Annotated in this window: 16 protein-coding genes and 1 pseudogene; 5 read left to right on the forward strand and 12 right to left on the reverse strand. The window is 68.9% G+C overall.

The annotated features are described in order from the left end of the window. The 6 genes from ADBZ5N_RS09310 to ADBZ5N_RS09335 all read right to left on the reverse strand — a co-directional run. On the reverse strand, positions 1 to 315 hold a 315-nt coding region (locus ADBZ5N_RS09310; RefSeq protein ID WP_526257204.1), incomplete at its 3' end, for a hypothetical protein. 586 nt (positions 316 to 901) lie between these two features. Next, positions 902 to 1,918, reverse strand: coding sequence for a uroporphyrinogen decarboxylase/cobalamine-independent methonine synthase family protein (locus tag ADBZ5N_RS09315; protein WP_526257205.1), 1,017 nt, complete (start codon positions 1,916 to 1,918; stop codon positions 902 to 904). Next, complete coding sequence (locus tag ADBZ5N_RS09320; RefSeq protein WP_526257206.1) at positions 1,915 to 2,946, reverse strand: zinc-binding metallopeptidase family protein; 1,032 nt, start codon at positions 2,944 to 2,946, stop codon at positions 1,915 to 1,917. The genes ADBZ5N_RS09315 and ADBZ5N_RS09320 overlap by 4 nt, the downstream gene beginning before the upstream one ends. Beyond that, complete coding sequence (locus tag ADBZ5N_RS09325; RefSeq protein ID WP_526257207.1) at positions 2,939 to 3,868, reverse strand: transglutaminase-like domain-containing protein; 930 nt, start codon at positions 3,866 to 3,868, stop codon at positions 2,939 to 2,941. The genes ADBZ5N_RS09320 and ADBZ5N_RS09325 overlap by 8 nt, the downstream gene beginning before the upstream one ends. After that, positions 3,865 to 6,519, reverse strand: a complete 2,655-nt coding sequence (locus ADBZ5N_RS09330) for a circularly permuted type 2 ATP-grasp protein (RefSeq protein WP_526257208.1) — start codon at positions 6,517 to 6,519, stop codon at positions 3,865 to 3,867. The genes ADBZ5N_RS09325 and ADBZ5N_RS09330 overlap by 4 nt, the downstream gene beginning before the upstream one ends. 66 nt (positions 6,520 to 6,585) lie before the next feature. Beyond that, positions 6,586 to 9,981 (reverse strand): transglutaminase family protein, encoded by a 3,396-nt coding sequence (locus tag ADBZ5N_RS09335; protein WP_526257209.1) that lies wholly within the window; start codon positions 9,979 to 9,981, stop codon positions 6,586 to 6,588. 126 nt (positions 9,982 to 10,107) lie between these two features. Here ADBZ5N_RS09335 and ADBZ5N_RS09340 point away from each other — a divergent pair, with 126 nt between their 5' ends. From ADBZ5N_RS09340 to ADBZ5N_RS09360, 5 genes are all read left to right on the forward strand, one after another. Next, on the forward strand, positions 10,108 to 10,338 hold the full coding sequence (locus ADBZ5N_RS09340) for a hypothetical protein (protein ID WP_526257210.1): 231 nt from the start codon (positions 10,108 to 10,110) through the stop codon (positions 10,336 to 10,338). Further along, positions 10,335 to 11,804 (forward strand): amino acid permease, encoded by a 1,470-nt coding sequence (locus ADBZ5N_RS09345; protein ID WP_526257211.1) that lies wholly within the window; start codon positions 10,335 to 10,337, stop codon positions 11,802 to 11,804. Before ADBZ5N_RS09340 ends, ADBZ5N_RS09345 begins: the two co-directional genes overlap by 4 nt. 310 nt (positions 11,805 to 12,114) lie before the next feature. Then, on the forward strand, positions 12,115 to 12,240 hold the full coding sequence (locus tag ADBZ5N_RS09350) for a hypothetical protein (protein WP_526257212.1): 126 nt from the start codon (positions 12,115 to 12,117) through the stop codon (positions 12,238 to 12,240). An 843-nt stretch (positions 12,241 to 13,083) separates the two neighbouring features. Beyond that, entirely contained in the window at positions 13,084 to 13,854 is a 771-nt protein-coding gene (locus ADBZ5N_RS09355) for a bestrophin-like domain (protein WP_526257213.1), read from the forward strand. Positions 13,855 to 13,868: 14 nt separating this feature from the next. Beyond that, the gene (locus ADBZ5N_RS09360; protein WP_526257214.1) at positions 13,869 to 15,020 is read left to right on the forward strand and encodes a low temperature requirement protein A; all 1,152 of its coding nucleotides are present in this window, start codon (positions 13,869 to 13,871) and stop codon (positions 15,018 to 15,020) included. Positions 15,021 to 15,181: 161 nt separating this feature from the next. Here the strand turns inward: ADBZ5N_RS09360 and mnmA are convergent, their stop codons facing one another. The 6 genes and pseudogenes from mnmA to ADBZ5N_RS09390 form a co-directional block, all read right to left on the reverse strand. After that, complete coding sequence (gene mnmA, locus ADBZ5N_RS09365) at positions 15,182 to 16,246, reverse strand: tRNA 2-thiouridine(34) synthase MnmA (RefSeq protein ID WP_526257215.1); 1,065 nt, start codon at positions 16,244 to 16,246, stop codon at positions 15,182 to 15,184. After that, on the reverse strand, positions 16,243 to 17,445 hold the full coding sequence (locus ADBZ5N_RS09370; protein ID WP_526257216.1) for a cysteine desulfurase family protein: 1,203 nt from the start codon (positions 17,443 to 17,445) through the stop codon (positions 16,243 to 16,245). Before ADBZ5N_RS09370 ends, mnmA begins: the two co-directional genes overlap by 4 nt. A 42-nt stretch (positions 17,446 to 17,487) precedes the next feature. Continuing rightward, the gene (locus ADBZ5N_RS09375; protein ID WP_526257217.1) at positions 17,488 to 17,886 is read right to left on the reverse strand and encodes a type II toxin-antitoxin system VapC family toxin; all 399 of its coding nucleotides are present in this window, start codon (positions 17,884 to 17,886) and stop codon (positions 17,488 to 17,490) included. Beyond that, positions 17,886 to 18,140 carry a type II toxin-antitoxin system VapB family antitoxin gene (locus tag ADBZ5N_RS09380; RefSeq protein WP_526257218.1) on the reverse strand — a complete coding sequence of 85 codons (255 nt, stop codon included), beginning with the start codon at positions 18,138 to 18,140 and terminating at the stop codon, positions 17,886 to 17,888. The genes ADBZ5N_RS09375 and ADBZ5N_RS09380 overlap by 1 nt, the downstream gene beginning before the upstream one ends. 127 nt (positions 18,141 to 18,267) lie before the next feature. Continuing rightward, entirely contained in the window at positions 18,268 to 19,224 is a 957-nt protein-coding gene (locus ADBZ5N_RS09385) for an electron transfer flavoprotein subunit alpha/FixB family protein (RefSeq protein WP_526257219.1), read from the reverse strand. A gap of 51 nt (positions 19,225 to 19,275) precedes the next feature. Further along, positions 19,276 to 19,395, reverse strand: a pseudogene (locus ADBZ5N_RS09390) (electron transfer flavoprotein subunit beta); the annotation flags it as partial.

Genomic DNA, 19,395 nt, shown 5'->3' on the forward strand with positions numbered 1-19,395 from the left:
CCCCACCCCCGGCGACACCGACGACACCGCTGGCACCGCACCCGTACCCCCGACCGGCGCCACCGCCGCCGGTTGCGGTGCTCCACCAGCCACCGCCGGCGCCGGCAGCGGCACCCCGCCGGCCACCGGGGCCGCCACCACCGGGCCACCGGCCGCCGCCGGGGCGGGCGTTGAGGTGGCGAGGTCGCCGTCGGCGGGCGCTGATGCGGGCAGTGCTGCACTCCCGGCCGCCCGAGCCGCACCCCGTTCGTCCCCACCGCGGCCACCCCGCCGGGCAGCACCACGCTCGCGGCCCTCCCGCCGCGGCTCACTCACCCCGACACCGGTCGCATCAGGGCCTGCATCAGCGGCCCCCGCATCAACAACCCCGGGCTCAGAACGACCCTCGTCAGCAGCGCTGTCATCCGCAACGCTGTCATCCGCAACGCCCCGCGCAGACCGCGGCACCGAAGCCCGCGCGGCCCCCGAAACCGACCCCGAAACCGCAGACCCCTCCACGGCCCCCGCATCCGAGGACCCACTCGACCCCCCCGACCCCCGCGTATCGGCAAACGCGGCCGGCATCGCCACCACCGCAGCACCCACACCCAGCGTCACCGCCAACACACCCACCCGGCCCACATACCGCGCGTACCCCGAGACCGAACCCGAGCCCCCGGCGCCAGCCTGCGACGAACCCCGCGGGGTCACCACCGGACGTACACGCCCCCCCGACCGGCTTCCCGTTACCGTGACCTTCTGGTTGCCCTCAGCAGAAGCCCGCATGATGAAACCCCCCGTATTAATGAGCGCCGTCCGTCGTCCGACGGACTTGTGGTCGCTTTCACCCAGCTAAGACCGGCCGAGCCCGCGGCAGCTAGGGACAAAGGTCACTCTCCGCGAGACGTAACGTCCCGGCTAACTACCGCGCGGGCATCCCGGGGTCGTCGGCGATCACCGCCGCGACCCGTCGGGTCAGAAGAGTGGCTGCCCGTGCCCAGGCTTCGGTGGCGCCGGCCAGCCCGCACGCCGGGCTGATGCCGACCCGGTCGGCGAGCAGAGCGCGCGGGATTCCCAGCCGGTCGGTGACGGCCGCTACGGAGGCGGCCAGTTCCTCCGGCGACGGGGCCCGCTCGGGCGCGAGCGAAGGCACCACACCCAGGACCACGCCGCGGCCGGAGTCGACGAACTCGCCCAGACCATCGAGGCCCTGGGCATCCAGCGTCGAGACGTCCACCGAGACCGCGCTGATTGCGCTGCGCTGCAGCAGTTTCCACGGCAGCCCGGCCGCGCAGCTGTGCAGCAGCACCTCACCGCCGACCCGTTCGGCGCACCCGTCGAGCAGACCGATCGCGACGGTCTCGTCCACCGGGTGCACCGGCGTGAACGCCGTCACGCCGGTGAGCCGGCCGGCCAGCGCCGCGGGCAGCAGCGGTTCGTCGAACTGCACCACCACCGGCGCGGCGAGCCGACGGGCCAACGCGGCGCGGTGGACGGCCATTCCCTCGGCCAGCGAGGCGCCCAGATCCCGGACCGCCCCGGCGTCGGTGATCGCCCGGTGTCCATTGGGCAATTCCAGTTGCGCGGCCAGCGTGATCGGGCCCGGCGCCTGAACCTTGACGGTGCGGCCGCCGTCGGATCCGCCCGCCTTCTCCCAGGCCTCCTCGAGGGCGTCGAGGTCCTCTTCGAGCAGGCTGGCGGCCCGCCGGGTGATCGAACTCGGCCGGGCCGCGATCCGGTATCCGCGCGGCACGGTGTCGATGGCGATGTCGACCAGCAGCGCCCCGGCGCGGCCGATCATGTCCGCCCCCAGCCCGCGGGCGGGTAGTTCGGGCAGGTAGGGCAGGGCAGGCAGTTCACCGACGACGACCTCGGCGGCGTGGCGGGCCGAGGCGCCCGGCCAGGAGCCGATCCCGGTGCCGGCGGCGAGAATGCTCATCGAGTCGCGGCGGTTTCGTCGATCACGGTGTGGATGAGCCGCATCTTCTCCAGTACCGGCACCGGCAGCAGGAACGGGTAGAGATCGGCCTTGCCCATCGAGCGGTTCACCATGTTCAGCGACCAGGCCAGCGGCAGCCACATGTCGATGATGGTGTCAAAACCACTCGGGCCCAGGACCCGGCGCTGGTAGGTCGCGGTTGCCGGTGCCAGGCCGAAGGCTGCGGCGGTGTCCAGCGTGCTGCGGATGTGCAGGTAGTGCGCGAACGTCTCGGCCCAGTCCTCAGCCGGGTGCATCGCGGCGTAGGAGGACACGTGGGAGTGCTGCCAACCGGTGGGCGGGCCCTGGCTGTAGTGACGGTCAACCGCCACCTGATAGTCCGCGTCGGGGTCGCCGAACAGCCGCCGGAAAGCCTCCAAGCGGTCCGGGAAGCCGGCCACGAGGCGGTAGAAGTAGTAGTGCCCGATCTCGTGGCGGAAATGGCCGAGCAGGGTGCGGTAGGGCTCGTCCATGGCGACGCGCAACTGTTCCCGGTGAACATCGTCACCTTCGGCGAGATCGACGGTGATGACTCCATTTTCGTGACCGGTGAACACCTTCTCGGTGGCACTGGACAGCAGGTCGAAGGCCAATCCATAGCCCGGATCGCGGTGGCGATCGACGATCGGCAACTGCAGTTCGCACAGTTCGGCGATCAGCCGCCGTTTGGCCGCTTCGGCCTCGGCGAAGGACGTCAGACCGGCCTCGTCAGCGTCCGTCGGCCGGGTGCGGGTCAGCGCGCATGATGCGCACAACTGCCGGACGGGATGCACCTCCACCAGCCAATTGCATTTGGCCAGATGCAGATTCGCGCACAGCTGATAGTGGCGGGCAGGCACGGCGCCACCGTGTCCGGCCTCACCGGCCGGGGTGATCACCAGAAATGCCATGTCCTGCAGGGAGAATCCGACCGCGCTGCCGCAGGACAGGCAGACCGAGTTCTCGAAAGCCAGGTGCTGACCGCAGGTGGGGCAGGTGAAATCACGCATCGGGCACATCGTCAGAGACGACACCGTCGAACGGGGCGACGTCCACCGACACCTCGATCGCGCTGTACTCCGAGTCGGTGAAGATGATGCCCCGCAGCGGCGGTACGTCGGCGTAGTCCCGGCCCCAGCCCACGGTGATGTACCGCTCGTCGACCAGAGCGTCGTTGGTCGGGTCGAATCCCAGCCAGTGGTTGTCCGGGGTCCACACCGCGGCCCAGGCATGGGTGGCGTCGACGCCGAGCATCCGTTCCTTTCCGGGCGGCGGGTCGGTCGCGAGGTATCCCGACACGTAACTGGCCGCCAGACCGTTGGCCCGCAGGCAGGCGATCGCCAGCCGGGCGAAATCCTGGCATACCCCCTCCCCGGCCTGTAAAACCTCAGCGACACCGGTTGAGACCGTGGTCGACCCGGATCGGTAGGTGAAGTCGGCGAAAATCCGCGCGTTGAGATCCCGGATCACCGCGATCAGGGGGCGGCTGGGCACAAAGCTCGGGGCCGCGTACTGCCGCACCGAGTCGGTGATCTCCGGCGGCCGCAAGTCCATCGCGAAGTCCGCCGCCAGGACCCCGTCGAGGCCGTCTGGCCGGACGGACTCCCAGGGCTGCAGGGCGGCCCCGGACTCATAGAGCTGCGACGGGGGCGCATCGACGTCGACGACGGCGGTCCCCACCACCGACAGGGCCCGGTGCCGTTCGGTGACATGGAAATAGGAGCTGATGTTGCCGTACCCGTCCCGGCTGGTGGAGCGGTCCGCCGGCTGGGGGTCGATGTCGAGTGTGAAGGACCGGCAGCGTTGCCGGGTGCCGTCGCGGGGTGTCAGGTGGGCGCGGCCGTAGGAACTGGTCACCACATCGGAGTACCGGTATTCGGTGCGATGCACGACCCGGTAGCGCCGCGACGGCGCCGCGACGGCGCCGCTCACGGCAGCACCCGCCGCTGGCTGGGGCCCCACAGCGGCTGCATGTCCCCGGGCAGCGACAGCTGGGTGCGGGTGATGACGTCGGAGAGGTCCCTCAGGGCGGCGTACATCCCGCTGAGCAGGCCGTCGAACTCGAAGCGCAAGCCGGTTCCGTCGGCGTGTTCGAGTTCTTCGGGATCCAGCCGGCGCAGCCGCACGCTGATCTCCTCGACCAGCCGCTCCGGCCGCGACGATCCCGACGCCCCCGGTAGCGACCGCAGATCGGCGCGCAGCTGATCCAGTTGGTAGACCAGGGATCTGGGATTGGTGCCGTCGAACAGCAGCAGATCGGCCACCGCGGCGACGCTGGCCTGGCCCAGGTTCTGCCGCCGGTAGATCACCGAGCACTCGCAAGCCACCAGCACCGAGTCGGTGATGGTCTGTTCGGCGCCGGGAGTGCGCCGGCGGGTCAGCGTGGCGCGCAGCAGGGCGGTCAGTGCAAGGCCGCGCTCGATCCGTTTACCGATGTCCATCATCGTCCAGCCCGCATCGCGGATCATCGACTCGGCGGCCATCCCCGACAGCGCGAGCATGCCGGCCAGTGTCCGCTGTTGCGCGGCGGCCATCGCGGTGTCGTCCACGGGTCGGCGCCCAGGCTGCCCGGAGCGGCGGGGTTCGGGAAGATCGGCCAGCGCCCGTTCGACCGCGCCGAGCACCATCCAGGTGTCGTTGGACATCTGGTCGCGCACCGCCCGCGCGGCCAGGGCGAGTCCCTCGATCGAGTGGGCCAGCGATCCCGGACACAGCCGGTCAGCGGTCAGCGCCCACAACATGTGCGGTGCGGCGGTGACCACATCGTCGGACGGTCCGCCGGCCAGTGCGTCGTCGCCGGTGATCTGGCCGAGTGCGGCGAGCAGGACCGGCAGACATTCGCTGCCCTCGACGTCGCGGCGGTTGCGGTATTCGTGATAGCGCTCGCGGGTGGCGATGAGCAGGCGCGCCAGGCCCTCGCTGCGCTCGGCGTACCGGCCGATCCAGAACAGGTCAGACAGTACGCGGGGGGAACTGATGAACTCGGTGCCGCTCGGCAGCTTTACCGACGGCACGGTGATCACATGCTCCGCAGCGGCACGAGCCGGTGGTCGGACCCAGATGTCCTTGGCGGCAGAGGTTTTCAGCCGGAAGGCACCCGGCCCCGGTGCCAGCACATAGCCGAGGCCGCCCACCATCGGTGCGTATCCGCCGCGCTGAGCGACGGTGAACAGCCGAAGCCCGACACTGGCCGCCGACAGGCCGCCCGGGTAGTGGTCGGTGGGTGCGGTGGAGAACTGGGGTAGTTCCTGGCCCACCCACTGCCAGGGCGCGGCGTCGATCCGGGCCGCCAGTTCCGCGCACTGGGCGGCCGACAGCGTCGGCCCCACGATGGTCTGGGCATCGACGGTGGACTTGATCAGCAGGGAGGACAGCCGGGCCAGGATGTGCGAGCGTTCCGTGGGATCACCGGCCCAGTACGACGCCGGACAGTCCAGAAGGGGCTTCTCGCCCAGCAGCAACTCCGAGAGTTCCGGCAGAAAGCGTTGCAGGCCCGGGCTTTCCACGATGCCGCTGCCGAGGCCGTTGACCACGGTCACCGTGCCGCGCCGCTGAGCTTCGACCAGACCGGCCACCCCGAGGCGCGAATCGGGCCGCAGATCCAGCGGGTCGACGTATTCGGCGTCGACGCGCCGCAACACCACGTCGACGCGTTTGAGGGTTCCCAGCGAACGCATCCACAGTTTGCCGTCCCGGACCACCAGATCGGCGCTCTCGACCAGCGGGAAGCCCAGCGCGGTGGCCAGGTAGGCCTGATCGAACGCGGTCTCGGAGTAGATGCCGGGACTGAGCACCACCACGACCGGATCCTCGGCGGCCTCGGGGGCGGCGTCGATCAGGGCCAGTCGCAGCGCCTGGGCGAACGGCGACGCAGGCCTCGGCCGGATCCGTTCGTAGAACTCCGGCAGCGCCCGGGAGACCACCCGGCGGTCGGCCAGCGCATAGCCCGCGCCGGACGGCGCCTGCGTCCAGTCCCGGTTAACCAGGAACCCGCCGTCGGCGCCGCGACTGACGTCGCAGCCGAGCATGAACAGGTGGTTGCCGGCGGGGTCGTCGACGCCGCGGACCGCACGGAGGTATCCGGGGTGACCGTAGAGCAGGGAAGGCGGCAGGATGCCGCTGGTCAGTGAGCGCTGGTTGCCGTAGAGATCGCGCAGGACGGCGTCGAGCAGACGCGAGCGTTGCACCAACCCGGCTTCCAGGGTCTGCCACTCGGCGGCGGTGACCAGCAGCGGTATGCCGTCGAGATGCCACGGGCCGGGCATGGCCATACCGTTGCTGTCGGTGACCGCCTCGCCGTGCGGGTCGATTTCGATGTAAGTGATGCCGTCGTCGTCGACCAGACGGCCCAGCACGTCCTGCAGCCGTTCCATCCCGTCGCGGCCGCGTTCGCCCAGCAGGTCGGCGAATTCCCGCCACGCCGGCCGGACCTCACCGGAGGCGTCGACAAACTCGTCGTGGCCGGTGGCACCGAACGCGCCGACCGTCGGGCCGGGGCCCCGCACGTCGAACAGCGTTTCCTGGGCGCGGGTGGCGCGGTAGCCCTCCAGCAGCCGATCGGGGTCGGTGGTCGACAGTGGCACCGCACCCTCCTCCTGCCCTACCCGGCCGTCGGCTTCCCTGATTACCTAACTTCCCTGATTACCTAATCAGAGCAGCACGGTACGCACTCGGCGAAGGTCAAGGATGCCAGGCGCACCGACATCGGTGGATTGGCGCGACTGCTTCTCCTTGAGCGCGGCGATGTCGATAGCGCCCGGGGTGAATCCGTGCGCCTCGAACCGGCTGCCTCGCCGCGACTCGGCGGCCACCGCGTTGACCGGCGGATCGTCGTAGGCGCGTCCGCCGGGGTGGGTGACGTGGTAGGTACAGCCGCCGCGGGAGGTGCCGGTGGCCAGGTCGACCAACTCGAACCGCAGGGGCGAGTCGACGGTGATGCTGGGGTGCAGCGCGCTGGGCGGCTGCCACGCCCGGTAGCGCACCCCGCCGACCAGAACATCGGGGTTGTCGGTGGCGAGCATGGGGATCGGCTGGCCGTTGCAGGTGACCAGATGCCGCTGCCGGTCGGCGCCGATCGTTCGGACCTGGATCCGCTCGACCGAGGAGTCGACATAGCGGGCCATCCCGGTCGAGGTCGACTCCTCCCCGAGGGTGTACCACGGCTCGATGGCACCGCGCAGTTCGATCTCGACGTGGTCGAACACCGCCGTTCCGATCCGGGGGAACCGGAATTCGGTGAATGGGTCGAACCAGCTGGTGTCGAAGTCGATCCCGTGTGCCCGCAGATCGGCCGCGACATCGGCGATGTCGTGAATGATGAAGTGCGGCAGTAAGTATCGGCCGTGCAGGTTCATCCCGTGCCGGATCAGCGGGGCGCGCAGCGGGTCGTCCCAGAACCGGGCGACCAGCGACCGCACCAGCAGGGACTGGACCATCGCCATCTGGTAGTGCGGGGGCATCTCGAAGCCGCGCAGTTCCAGCAGTCCGAGCCGGCCGCGGGGCCCGTCCGGGCTGTAGAGCTTGTCGATGCAGAACTCCGCGCGGTGGGTGTTGCCGGTGATGTCGGTCAGCAGGTGACGCAGCGCCCGGTCGGCGATCCACGGAGCGACGCTTGCGGAGCGACCATCGGCGGGAGCGACGCTTGCGGAGCGACCATCGGCGGGAGCGACGCTTGCGGAGCGACCATCGGCGGGAGCCTGGGGGGGCCCCGCGGAGGCGAGCCGGGCGATCTCGGCGAAGGCGATCTCCAACTCGTAAAGGGCCTCGGCGCGCCCCTCGTCCACCCGCGGTGCCTGCGAGGTGGTGCCGATGAACCGGCCCGCGAACAGGTAGGACAGCGACGGGTGGCGCTGCCAGTAGGTCAGCAGCGACACCAGCAGGTCGGGCCGGCGCAGCATCGGTGAATCGGCGGGGGTGATCCCGCCCAGGGTGATGTGGTTGCCGCCCCCGGTGCCGCCGTGGGTGCCGTCGAGGTCGAAGGATTCGGTGGACAGCCGCGCCAGCCGCGCCTTTTCGTAGAGGGTCTGCAGCTGGGCGCACTGCTCGGTGAAGCTGGCGGTGGGTGTGACGTTGACCTCGATGACGCCGGGGTCGGGGGTGATCGACATCGAGTTCAGCCGCCCGTCCGGCGGCGGCCCGTACCCTTCCACCACCACCGGGGTGCCCACCTCGGCGGCGGCGGCCTCGACCCGGCCGACCAGATCGACGAAGTGTTCCAGCGCGTCGGTCGGCGGCAGGAAGACATACAGCAGAGCGTCGCGGACCTCGGCGACCAGTGCGGTGACGGGCGCCTTCTCGGCGTCCTCGACGTCGGCCTCGGTCTGATCGGGGGCATCGGCCAACTCCGCCGGGTCGGCCAACGGATCGGCCGGGAAGCTCGGCGGCGGCGGACGCCAGCTGATCGAGTCCAGCGGGAGCCGCAGGCCGGCCGGGGAATCGCCGTCGAGCAGCACGATCCGGCCGCGGCGCAACCGCCAGTCCGCACTTGACCAGCCCGCGTCGTCCTCGCGCCGATGCAGCGGCAGCACCCAGGCCGCGGGCTCGCCGGCCGGCTGCTCCAGCCGGTCGAGCAGCGCCGTGCGGCCGGTGTCGTCCCCCGGATCGTCGGCGGGATCCACCGGCGCGCCGAGCGGTCTGCGCACCGCCGCCGCCAGCCGGGCCAGCGGATCCTCGAACGCCGGCCGCACCTGGCTGCCGGGCAGGCCCAGCCCGCAGGCCACCGCCGCCAGCAGTCGTTCGGCGGCGCCGGGATCCGCGGTGGCGGCCGGCCCGTTCCAGGGGTCGGCCAGCAGGTTGCTGTTGTGCCACAGCGGTTGCCCGTCGCGGCGCCAGTGCAGCCCGATCTGCCAGCGCGGCAGCGGTTCTCCGGGATACCACTTGCCCTGGCTGCGCTGGACCAGTCCGTGCGGCGCCCACTCCGATTTCAGCATCGCGGTCAGCACCGAGGCCAGCTTCCGCTTATGCCGACCGTCGGCCTCGGTGGTCCATTCCGGTGCGACCTGATCGTCGATCGAGACGAACGTGGGTTCCCCGCCGATCGTCAACCGCACGTCGCCGGCCGCAAGGCGGGCGTCGACCTGCTCCCCCAGTGCGGTGATCGCCGCCCAGGCCGTGTCGGTGTAGGGCAGCGTGACCCGGGGATCCTCGTGGATCCGGGTGACGGTGTTGGAGAACTCGAAGGTGGTCTCGGCGACTCCGGTGGTGCCACTGATCGGGGCCGCCGAGGACGGGTGCGGGGTGGCGGCTAGGGGAATGTGCCCCTCCCCGGCGAACAGGCCCGAGGTCGGATCCAGCCCGATCCAGCCCGCCCCGGGAACGTAGACCTCGGTCCAGGCATGCAGGTCGGTGAAGTCGGCCACCGGACCGGAGGGCCCGTCGATGGCTTCCACGTCGGAGGTCAGTTGCACCAGATACCCCGACACGAACCGCGCGGCCAGGCCGAACTGCCGCAACGCCGACACGAGCAACCAGGCCGAGTCCCGGCATGACCCGATCTTGGTCCGCAGGGTGTGCTCGGGGGTCTGCACGCCCGGTTCCATCCGCACGCTGTAGTTGATGTCGGTGGCGACGGCACCGTTGAGCCCGACCAGGAAGTCGATCGTGCGGATTCCGGGCGCCCAGCGGTGCGCATCCACCCACGCCCGCAGCACCTCCCCGGGACCGTCCCCCTCGGCGCCGTCGTCCACCGGCCGCAGATAGGCCTCCAGATCTTCCCCAAGTGCGGCGGGGTAGCTGAACGGCATCGTCTCGGCGTACTCCTCGATGAAGAAGTCGAAGGGGTTGATCACCTTCATGTCGGCGATCAGGCCCACGTTGATGCTCAGCTTGCGGGTGGGATTGGGAAAGACCAAGCGCGCCAAGAAATTCCCGAAGGCGTCCTGCTGCCAGTTGATGAAGTGGTCGGCAGGTTCGACCTCCAGCGAGTACGCCTCGATCGGGGTGCGGGTGTGCGGGGCCGGTCGCAGCCTCACCACATGGGGGTGCACATCGACGAGTCGGTCGAATGTGTAGCTGGTGCGGTGCTCGATTCCGACTCTGATTCCCACAGCAGCCAATCCCACCAAGGTGTTGTTACTTCCAGGAAAATTACGTGTTTCCTGCACAGTCTGGGTCCCACGTCCGGTGTGTACTGCCAAACACCGCTTTTTCCAGCCCGAGGGAGACCCGAACTTATGCGGCTCGTCGATTTCAAGGCCAAGACGCCGCTGATCGGGATGTCCATGGTCTTCCTGGCCATGGTCGTCGTGGCGGTGACCGCCTACCTGCATGTGGGTTGGTACTCGATCATCGGCTACGCGGCCGCCGCAGCGGTGGCCGCCTTCGGCTTCATTTTCACCTTCCGGGATATGCCCGCCCCGCCGCACAGCCCTGGCGGCCAGAACCCCGAGGACGGCCAGTCATGACCACCACGCCCGCTCATCCGATCCCGGGACAGTCGGCGCTGACTGCCGAGGACGCCGGCTATCACAAGAGCCTCAGCCCCCGCCAACTGCAGATGATCGCGATCGGCGGGGCGATCGGTACCGGTCTGTTCCTCGGCGCCGGCGGCCGGCTTGCCAGCGCCGGCCCCGGGCTGTTCCTGGTCTACGGCGTCTGCGGGGTGTTCGTGTTCTTCATCCTGCGGGCGATGGGCGAACTCGTGCTGCACCGCCCGACCACGGGGTCTTTCGTCTCCTACGCCCGGGAGTTCCTCGGCGAGAAGGCAGCCTTTGTCGCGGGCTGGATGTACTTCCTGAACTGGTCGGTGACGACCATCGTCGACTCGACGGCGATCGCGGTCTTCTTCAAGTTCTGGGGGGTGTTCAAGGATGTCCCGCAGTGGCTGATCGCCCTGATCGCCCTGGGCATCGTGCTGGCGATGAACCTGGTCTCGGTGGCTCTGTTCGGGGAGTTCGAATTCTGGGCGGCGCTGGTCAAGGTCATCGCCCTGGTCACCTTCCTTGTCGCCGGCACGATCTTCCTGGCCGGCCGCTATTCGGTGGACGGCAATCCCACCGGCTTTTCGGTGATCAACAACAACGGTGGCCTGTTCCCGGTCGGGGTTCTGCCGCTGGTGCTGGTCACCTCCGGGGTCGTCTTCGCCTATGCGGCAGTGGAGCTCGTCGGGATCGCCGCCGGCGAGACCGAGGAGCCGGAGAAGGTGATGCCCCGGGCGATCAACTCCGTCATCGCCCGTATCGCGCTGTTCTATGTCGGGTCGCTGTTCCTGCTGGCGCTGCTGCTGCCCTACACGGCCTACTCGCCGTCGGAAAGCCCGTTCGTCACGTTCTTCTCCAAGATCGGTATCGAGGGCGCCGGAACGGTGATGAATCTGGTCGTTCTGACCGCCGCCTTCTCCAGCCTGAACGCGGGCCTGTACTCCACCGGCCGGATCCTGCGCTCGATGGCGATGAACGGCAGCGCCCCGACGTTCACCGGCCGGATGTCGCGGCAGGGCGTTCCCTACGGCGGGATTCTGCTGACCGCCTCGATCGGCCTGCTCGGGGTGCTGCTGAACAGCATCGTCCCGGATCAGGCTTTCGAGATCGTGCTGAACGTGGCCTCGCTGGGCATCCTGTCGTCGTGGGCGACCATCATCATCTGCCAACTGCAGCTCTACCGGTGGTCCCAGCAGGGCCGGATGGAGCGGCCGTCGTTCCGGATGTGGGGTGCGCCGTACACCAGCTATGCGACCCTGGCCTTCCTGCTGTCGGTGCTGGTGCTAATGGCGTTCAACTATCCCGTCGGCACCATCACGATCGGCGGCCTGGTGGTGCTGATTCCGGCGTTGATCGGGGGCTGGTACCTGGTGCGTGACCGGGTGTCGGAGATCGCCGCGCAACGTGGTGGCGACGCCGGGGAACTCCCCCGGCCGACTGAGTCGGGTTGAGGCGGCACGAGGGCGAATCCAGCCAACTCCCCGACTTCGCGGCCAACTCGGTGCACAGAGCGACGAGATCAGACGCTCGGGGCGGGTTACCAAGCACGCGGTCGTTATAGCTCAGAATTTCCAATCCCGCGGCGACTACGCAGGCGATGACGTGGTCGGCGGTGCGCGCCGGCCAGGAAGCCGTTGACGACAGGCGACTTCGGCCCAGCAGCTGCCTGGGCCACCACGTCGATCTCGGACAAGGCTGGGCATCGCGCAAGTCATCAGCGACCTCGACGGCTACCTCGCGGTCGCCGACGACGATCCGGCATTGCTGGCCCGCGGGCAGGTCACGGCACTCACCTTGGACATCCCGTTCCGCAGGGCGATCAGTGTGAACCTGGGGCCGCTGGTCGCGGCGTCCGACAGACTGGTCGCCGAACCGCTGGACATGTAAGCCGGGGATCGTTCCGCTGGCCAGCACTTCCTCGTCATCAGGGTCGGCACGGTAGACCGCCATCGTCGGGCCGGCAGCCGTGCCGCCATTTACTGGGGTTGCGCGCATCCGCTGGGTCTAACGGACCGGACGCTGATGCGGACGCCGCGGTGGGGCACCAAAGTGACGTGTTTGGCTCGTTGACGTTCGCCGCAGTCCTCAATGGGGTTGAAATCGACCCGACAACGCAACTCGCGCAACTCAATCCTCACCTCGAACATTGCGAAGACAGCGCCTGGGCAACGGCGACTTCCGCCGCCGATTCGAGATCGTGCTGAACGTGGCCTCGCTGGGCCTCCGGCCCTGATCGGGGGCTGGTACCTGTACCTGGTGCGTGACCGGGTGGGGGAGATCGCCGCGCGACGCGGCGGCGGCGCCGGGGAACTACCGGTCCGACCGAGGCGGGTTGAGGCGATCCAGAAATAGTGCCGACCTCCGCGCGACACGGTTAGTCGCGCGAAGGTAGGCACCTTCGCAAACCACGGCATGGCGGCCAATGCTCTTCACCTGGCAAAAGTCTGTGAATTGCGAAGCGCCGCTATAACCTACTGGCGTAATCGGCACTCAGACCCTTCCCCTTGTCCCTGCCGTGAGGAGTCCCGCATGCCCCCCATCGTGTCCAGTGGTCCGCTGGTTGCAGGTTGGTGCCATCCCAGCGGCGCTGTTGTGCTTTGCTGCAGCACCGGCGGGATGGTGAGGGCGAAGAACGCCTCCATCCCCGGCGCGGTCGCGTAGTGATCTTCTCTTTCCCGACCATCTCCTCCCTGGGCTGAATCCGCCCACGATGGAGCAGGGAGTCGCACGATGCAACCGCTGATCATTTCGGGCCTCCTCCTGGTCGGCACGCTGGGTGCCGCCGCCCTGGGGTGGCGGCTGCGCACCCGGTTCGTGCCGAAGACCGGGGACGACCCGAACTCGTTGGCTGGCGGATCAGCGCTCGGGCTCGCCGCGACTCTGACAGCCGTCGTCCTGGGTATCGTCACCGCCTCGTCGGCCGCTGAGTTCGACCAGGCCAACAACGCCATCGCGTCAATGGCCATCGGCACTGCAGACCTCGGCGACCTCTTCGAGAGCTACGGTCCCGCGGCGGACCCGATCCGTGACCAGCTCAAAGAGATGCTGCAGCGTCTGCCTGAGGATCTCGACGGCTCGAACAGCCACGACGCCGGCGCAGGCGCGCACCCGGGCGCGATCGTCCGGAGCTGGACCGAGGACGTCTACGCCGCGGTGGCGAACCTCAAACCGGCCACCGAGTTGCAGAAAGAGTTGCGCACCCGCGCACTCGATTTGATCGGCGATCCGGACGGCGCGCACCAGCGCTGGGCCTTGGCTGTGCGTCCCGCCCCGCTACCCCAGGTGTTTCTGATCGCAGTCCTGGTGTGGCTCGTCCTGGAGTTCCTGGCATTCGGACTGTGCTCGCCCCGGAGTCCGGTTGTCGCCCTCATGACGGTGGTCGCCTCGGTGGTGGTTTCCTCTTCGATGTTCCTCATTCATGAATTGAAAGATCCGATCACCGGGTACGTCCGGGTTTCAACCGAGCCGCTGACTCACGCGACCGAACTCATGGACCGTTAGGGGATGGGGATCGCATGACGGACACGGTCGGCAAGTTCTTCAAGCTCGCCCGAACCGGCGACGAGCGCGTCACCCCGATTGAGCTAATTCTCGACGTGGTCTTCGTCTTGGGGTTCAGCCAATGCACCGACTACATGATCACCCAGGGTGGCTGGCAGGGCATGGGTGATGCGCTCATCACCCTGGCGTTGTTCTGGCGCGGATGGGTGGAGTTTTCCTGGTTTGCCAGCGACTTCAACCCGAATTCGGCGGTCGTGCGGTTGTCGATATTCGCCGCTATGGGCGGGTTCTTAATGATGGCCGTCACGATCCCGCGTGCCTTCGCCGACTTCGCTCACAGTTTCGTCGCGGGCTACGCCGTCATCCGGCTGGTGCAGATGGGCCTTGGTCGGTTAGCGAGCAGACAGGACAGCACATTCCGGACGGCTGTGAACCGCAACGCCATTGGCGGTTTTGTCGCGCTGGCGCTGCTTTTCGTGGGTTCCTTCATCGATGGTATGTGGGGGTACGTCTGCTGGAGCCTGGCGATCGTCGCCGACTATGTCATGGCTGTCTTCACCCGGTTGAGATGGAGGTTGGCAGCCGGGCACTTCGCTGAGCGTTACAGCCTGATCGTCATCATCGCCATGGGCGAGTCGATCCTGTCAATCGGAGCCGGTGCCGACGCCGCCCACGCCAGTGCTCGCACCCTGCTCGTCGCGATGACGGGAGTGGCTTTCGTCGCGTGCCTGTGGGCGGTGTACTTCGACGGCACCGAAACCGCCGCTGAACACGCCCTCGTCAACACCCCGGCCGGTGTCGAGCAGAACGAGCTTGCGCGTCGGGCGTACTCCTTGCTGCATTTTCCCCTTGTTGTGGGGGTGGTTGTCCTCGCCCTGGGCCTAGAGTCCGCAGTCGCCCACCCGGCGCGCCCCTTCGTCCATCAGATCGCGGCCGCGTTTTTCGGTGGTCTTGCCATCTACCTTCTGGCGTCCGTCGCCTTCGGGTACGTCACTACCAAAGTTCTCAACGGACCGCGCCTCGCAGTCGGATTTGTCATGGCCGCGGCGGTACCGCTAGGCACAACCGTTCCGGCGTGGGCATCAGTCACCGCGTCCACTGCGACACTAGCGGTGCTCGTGATCGTGCAGCGAATCAACCGAACGCGCTCGTTGCCGCCGTTGTGACCGGCCTGCCTGATGTCCGGATGGGCGGAGGTGTCGGCGATCGCGCTGGCGCTGGTGTTCACCTTGGACATCCCGTTCCGGGGGCGATCAGGTTGAACCTGCGGCCGCTCGTCGCGGTGTCCGACGGTCTGGTCGCCGAACCGCCGGACAGCTAAGCCGCCTCAGCGGATCGTCGCGCTGGCCAGTACTTCGTCGCCGTCAGGATCGGTACGGTAGACCACCATCGTCTGGCCGGCCGCCACCCCGCGCAGTGGTGCGCGCAGGGCGACGTGCAGCAGATCGTCGACGAAACCGGCTATCCCGGAGGCGATCCCGCCGTGGGCACGCACCTGGACCTCGCACTCGATCAGCCCGTCGAACGCGGTTCCGCCGGTGAACACCGGATCCCGGCCAGTCAGGCTCCACACGTCGAGATCCTCGACGCCGCCCACCCGCACGGTGCCGGACTCGGCGTCGATGGCGGTGACGTAACGCGGGTTCCCGTCGGGGCCGGGACCAGGGATGCCCAGGCCCTTGCGCTGGCCGATGGTGAAGCCATGCACCCCGTCGTGGTGGGCCAGCACCTGCCCATCGGCGTCGACCACCGCACCGGGCCGCACCCCGATCCGCGCGCCCAGGAACGCCCGGGTGTCACCGGAGGGGATGAAGCAGATGTCATGGCTGTCGGGCTTGCTCGCCACAGCCAGCCCGCGCCGGGCGGCTTCCTCCCGGATCGCCGGCTTGGAGGTGTCTCCGATCGGGAACACCGCATGCCGCAACTGCTCGGCGGTCAGCACCCCCAGCACATAGGACTGGTCCTTGTCCCGGTCGACGGCCCGGCGCAGCCGGCCCTGCGACAGTCGGGCGTAGTGGCCGGTGGCCACCGCGTCGAAGCCCAGCGCCAGCGCCCGGGCCGCCAACGCCGAGAACTTGATCCGCTCGTTGCAGCGCACGCACGGGTTCGGGGTCTCGCCGCGCTCATAGGAGGACACGAAGTCGTCGATCACGTCGGCCTTGAACTGGTCGGCGAAATCCCAGACATAGAAGGGGATTCTGAGGATGTCGGCGACCCGCCGGGCGTCGTCGGCGTCTTCCCGCGAGCAGCACCCGCGCGACCCGGTCCGCAGCGCGCCGGGTGCCTGCGACAGGGCCAGGTGCACACCCACCACGTCATGGCCGGCGTCGACCATCCGGGCTGCGGCCACCGAGGAGTCCACCCCGCCACTCATCGCGGCCAGCACCCTCACGGGGCGATCCCCCGCGACGTGCTGGCCAGCGCCGCCTGGCGGGCCCGGTCAACCGCGGCCGGCAACACCGCCACGGCGGCGTCGACGTCCTCGTCGGTGCTGGTGTGCCCCAGCGACAGCCGCAGCGACCCGCGGGCGGCCTCGGCGTCGACTCCCATCGCCAGCAGCACGTGGGAGGCTCGGGCGACCCCGGCCGAGCACGCCGACCCAGTGGAGCATTCGATCCCGTTGGCGTCCAACAGCATTAGCAGCGAGTCGCCCTCGCAGCCGCGGAAGGTGAAGTGGGCGTTGCCCGGCAACCGGCCCGCCCCGCCGGCGCCGTTGACCACGACGTCGTCGATCGAGGACATCACCCCGGCGATCAGCCTGTCCCGCAGGGAACTCAGCCGCGCGGCCGAGAACTCCCGGGAGCCGACGGCGATGTCGGCGGCGGCGGCCATCGCCACCGCCCCGGCCACATCGACGGTGCCGGAGCGGACGTCGCGTTCCTGACCGCCGCCGTGCAGCAGGGGCACGCAGGCGGTGTCGCGGCGCAGCAGCAGCGCACCCACCCCGGTCGGGCCGCCGAACTTGTGCGCGGTGATGCTCAGCGCCGACAGGCCGGCGGCGCCGAAGTCCAGCGCCACCGACCCGACGGCCTGGACCGCGTCGCTGTGCATCGGAACCCCGAATTCCGCTGCGACAGAGGACAATTCGGCAATCGGCATGAGGGTACCGACTTCGTTGTTGGCCCACATGACGGTGACCAGGGCGACGTCGTCGTGCTCGCTGAGCACCTCGCGCAGTGCTGCCGGGCTCACCGACCCGTCGGCGTCGCACGGCAGGTAGGTCACCTCAGCGCCTTCGTGGGCGGCCAGCCACTCCACGGCGTCGAGGACGGCGTGGTGCTCCACGGCGGTGCTGATGATCCGGCGGCGGGTCGGGTCGGCGTCGCGGCGCGCCCAGTAGATGCCCTTGACAGCGAGGTTGTCGCTGTCGGTGCCGCCGGCGGTGAAGATGACCTCCGAGGGCCGGGCACCGAGACGGGCGGCCAGACTCTCCCGGGCCTCCTCCACCCGGCGGCGCGCCGCGCGGCCTGCGGTGTGCAGCGAGGAGGCGTTGCCGACCTCTGCCATGGCGGCGACCATCGCCTCGATGGCCTGCTGATGCATCGGGGTGGTGGCTGCATGGTCGAGATACACCGACCGGTTCTGGCTCATGGCCTGTTCAGGATACCGGCGCGCCGGTGGTGGTCGTCGGGCTCAGGAAGGCAGGGGCACCGCTGCGATGTCAGTGTGAGCAAAGTCGTCGCCCTTGAAGAGCAGGGCCTCGCCGCTGACTTTGGACAGCGCGTAGGCGAAGCAGTCCCCGTAGTTCAGTCCGGCCCGGTGGCGGCCCTTGCCGTACGTGCGGTAGGCCGTCCGCGCAATCTGCACCTGATCGGCATCAACGGCAACCAGATCGACAGCGGCCCGATGCAGCCAGAGGTCAAGTTCGCGCCCTCCGAACTCACCAAACCGGGCCTCGACCACGATGGCCGTCTCAAGGCAGGACGCGGCCGACATCAGCCGGACGGGATCGTCGGCTACGGCGGCCTCGAATCGTTCGGCGTCGGATTCGTCGGTGAGCACGGCGACCAGCGCAGAGGTGTCGATGACCATCAGCCCCAGAGCCCGTGCTCGTCGTATCCGAGGATCTGCTCAGCCGTTCTGCTGTCGACTAACGGCAGCGCCGCGCAGCGGCGGCGGATCGCGGCGAGTTCGTCGCGAAGCGGGATCGCGCTGGTTCGCCCGGTTTCGCGGGCAAGTCGCTCTCGCAGGGCCACCACGACGGCCTGCGTCAGGCTCTCCCCGGTACGTTTGGCCAGTTCACGCGCCAGCCGATCGGCTTCGGGATCTTTGATACTGAGCGCCATGTCTAGATTGTAAGTACTTTTCTAGAATCGCGATTTTGGCGACGTACCAGCAGACGCAAAAGGCCCCGACACGCCTAGAAACCGACCTGGGCGTGCGGGGCTTTTGCGTCTGCTCGCGCAAAGGTGCCTAGCCCTTGCGGGCCTTGATGGCGTCGGTCAGCTGCGGGGTGACGCTGAACAGGTCGCCCACCACTCCGTAGTCGGAGATCTCGAAGATGGGCGCTTCCTCGTCCTTGTTGACCGCGACGATGGTCTTCGAGGTCTGCATACCGGCACGGTGCTGGATGGCCCCGGAGATGCCCAGCGCGATGTACAGCTGCGGGGAGACCGTCTTGCCGGTCTGGCCCACCTGGAACTGGCCCGGGTAGTAGCCGGAGTCCACCGCCGCGCGGGAGGCGCCGACGGCGGCGCCCATCGAGTCGGCGAGTTCCTCGACGACGCTGAACTTCTCCGCGCTGCCCACACCTCGGCCGCCGGCGACCACGATGGCGGCCTCGGCGAGCTCCGGTCGGTCACCGGCCACGGCCGGCTTGCGGCCGGTGATCCGGGCGGCGTTGGGGCCCGGGGCGGGCACCTCGACGGTGACCTGCTCGCCCGCGCCGGGGCTGGGCTGGGCGTCGATCGCGCCGGGGCGCACGGTGATCACCGGCACCTCGGCGTTGACCTTGGCCTCGACGGTGAACGCACCACCGAAGATGGAGTGCACCGCGGTGCCGTCGGAGCGGATGTCCACCACGTCGGAGAGCACACCGGAGCCGATCCGCGCGGCCAGCCGGCCGGCGATCTCCTTGCCGTCGGCGGTGGCCGGCATCAGCACCGCAGCAGGGCCGGCCGACTCGACCAGCTGCTCCAGCACGTCGACGAACGGCGTGATCAGGTAGTTCTCCGCATCTGCGGACTCGGCGACGTAGATCTTGGCCGCACCGGCGGCGGTGAGGTCCCCGACCAGGGGTGCGGCGGTACCGGGGGCACCGATCACGACGGCCGACGGTTCACCCAGCGCGCGGGCGGCGGTGATGAGCTCGGTGGTGACCTTCTTCACCGCGCCCTCGGAGTGCTCGACGAGCACGAGTACTTCAGCCATGGGAGTTCTCTTTCTCGAAGTCTTGGTAGGGGGCGTTTGCCGGACAGGGAGCTAGATGATCTTTTGGGCGACCAGGTACTCGGCGATCTTGGCGCCGCCCTCGCCGTCGTCGCTGACCTTTTCCCCAGCGGCCTTGGCCGCCTTGGGGGTCGAGTTCACCACCGTCGACCC

It is taken from the genome of Mycobacterium sp. (assembly GCF_044370595.1).
Classification (GTDB): Bacteria; Actinomycetota; Actinomycetes; order Mycobacteriales; family Mycobacteriaceae; genus Mycobacterium.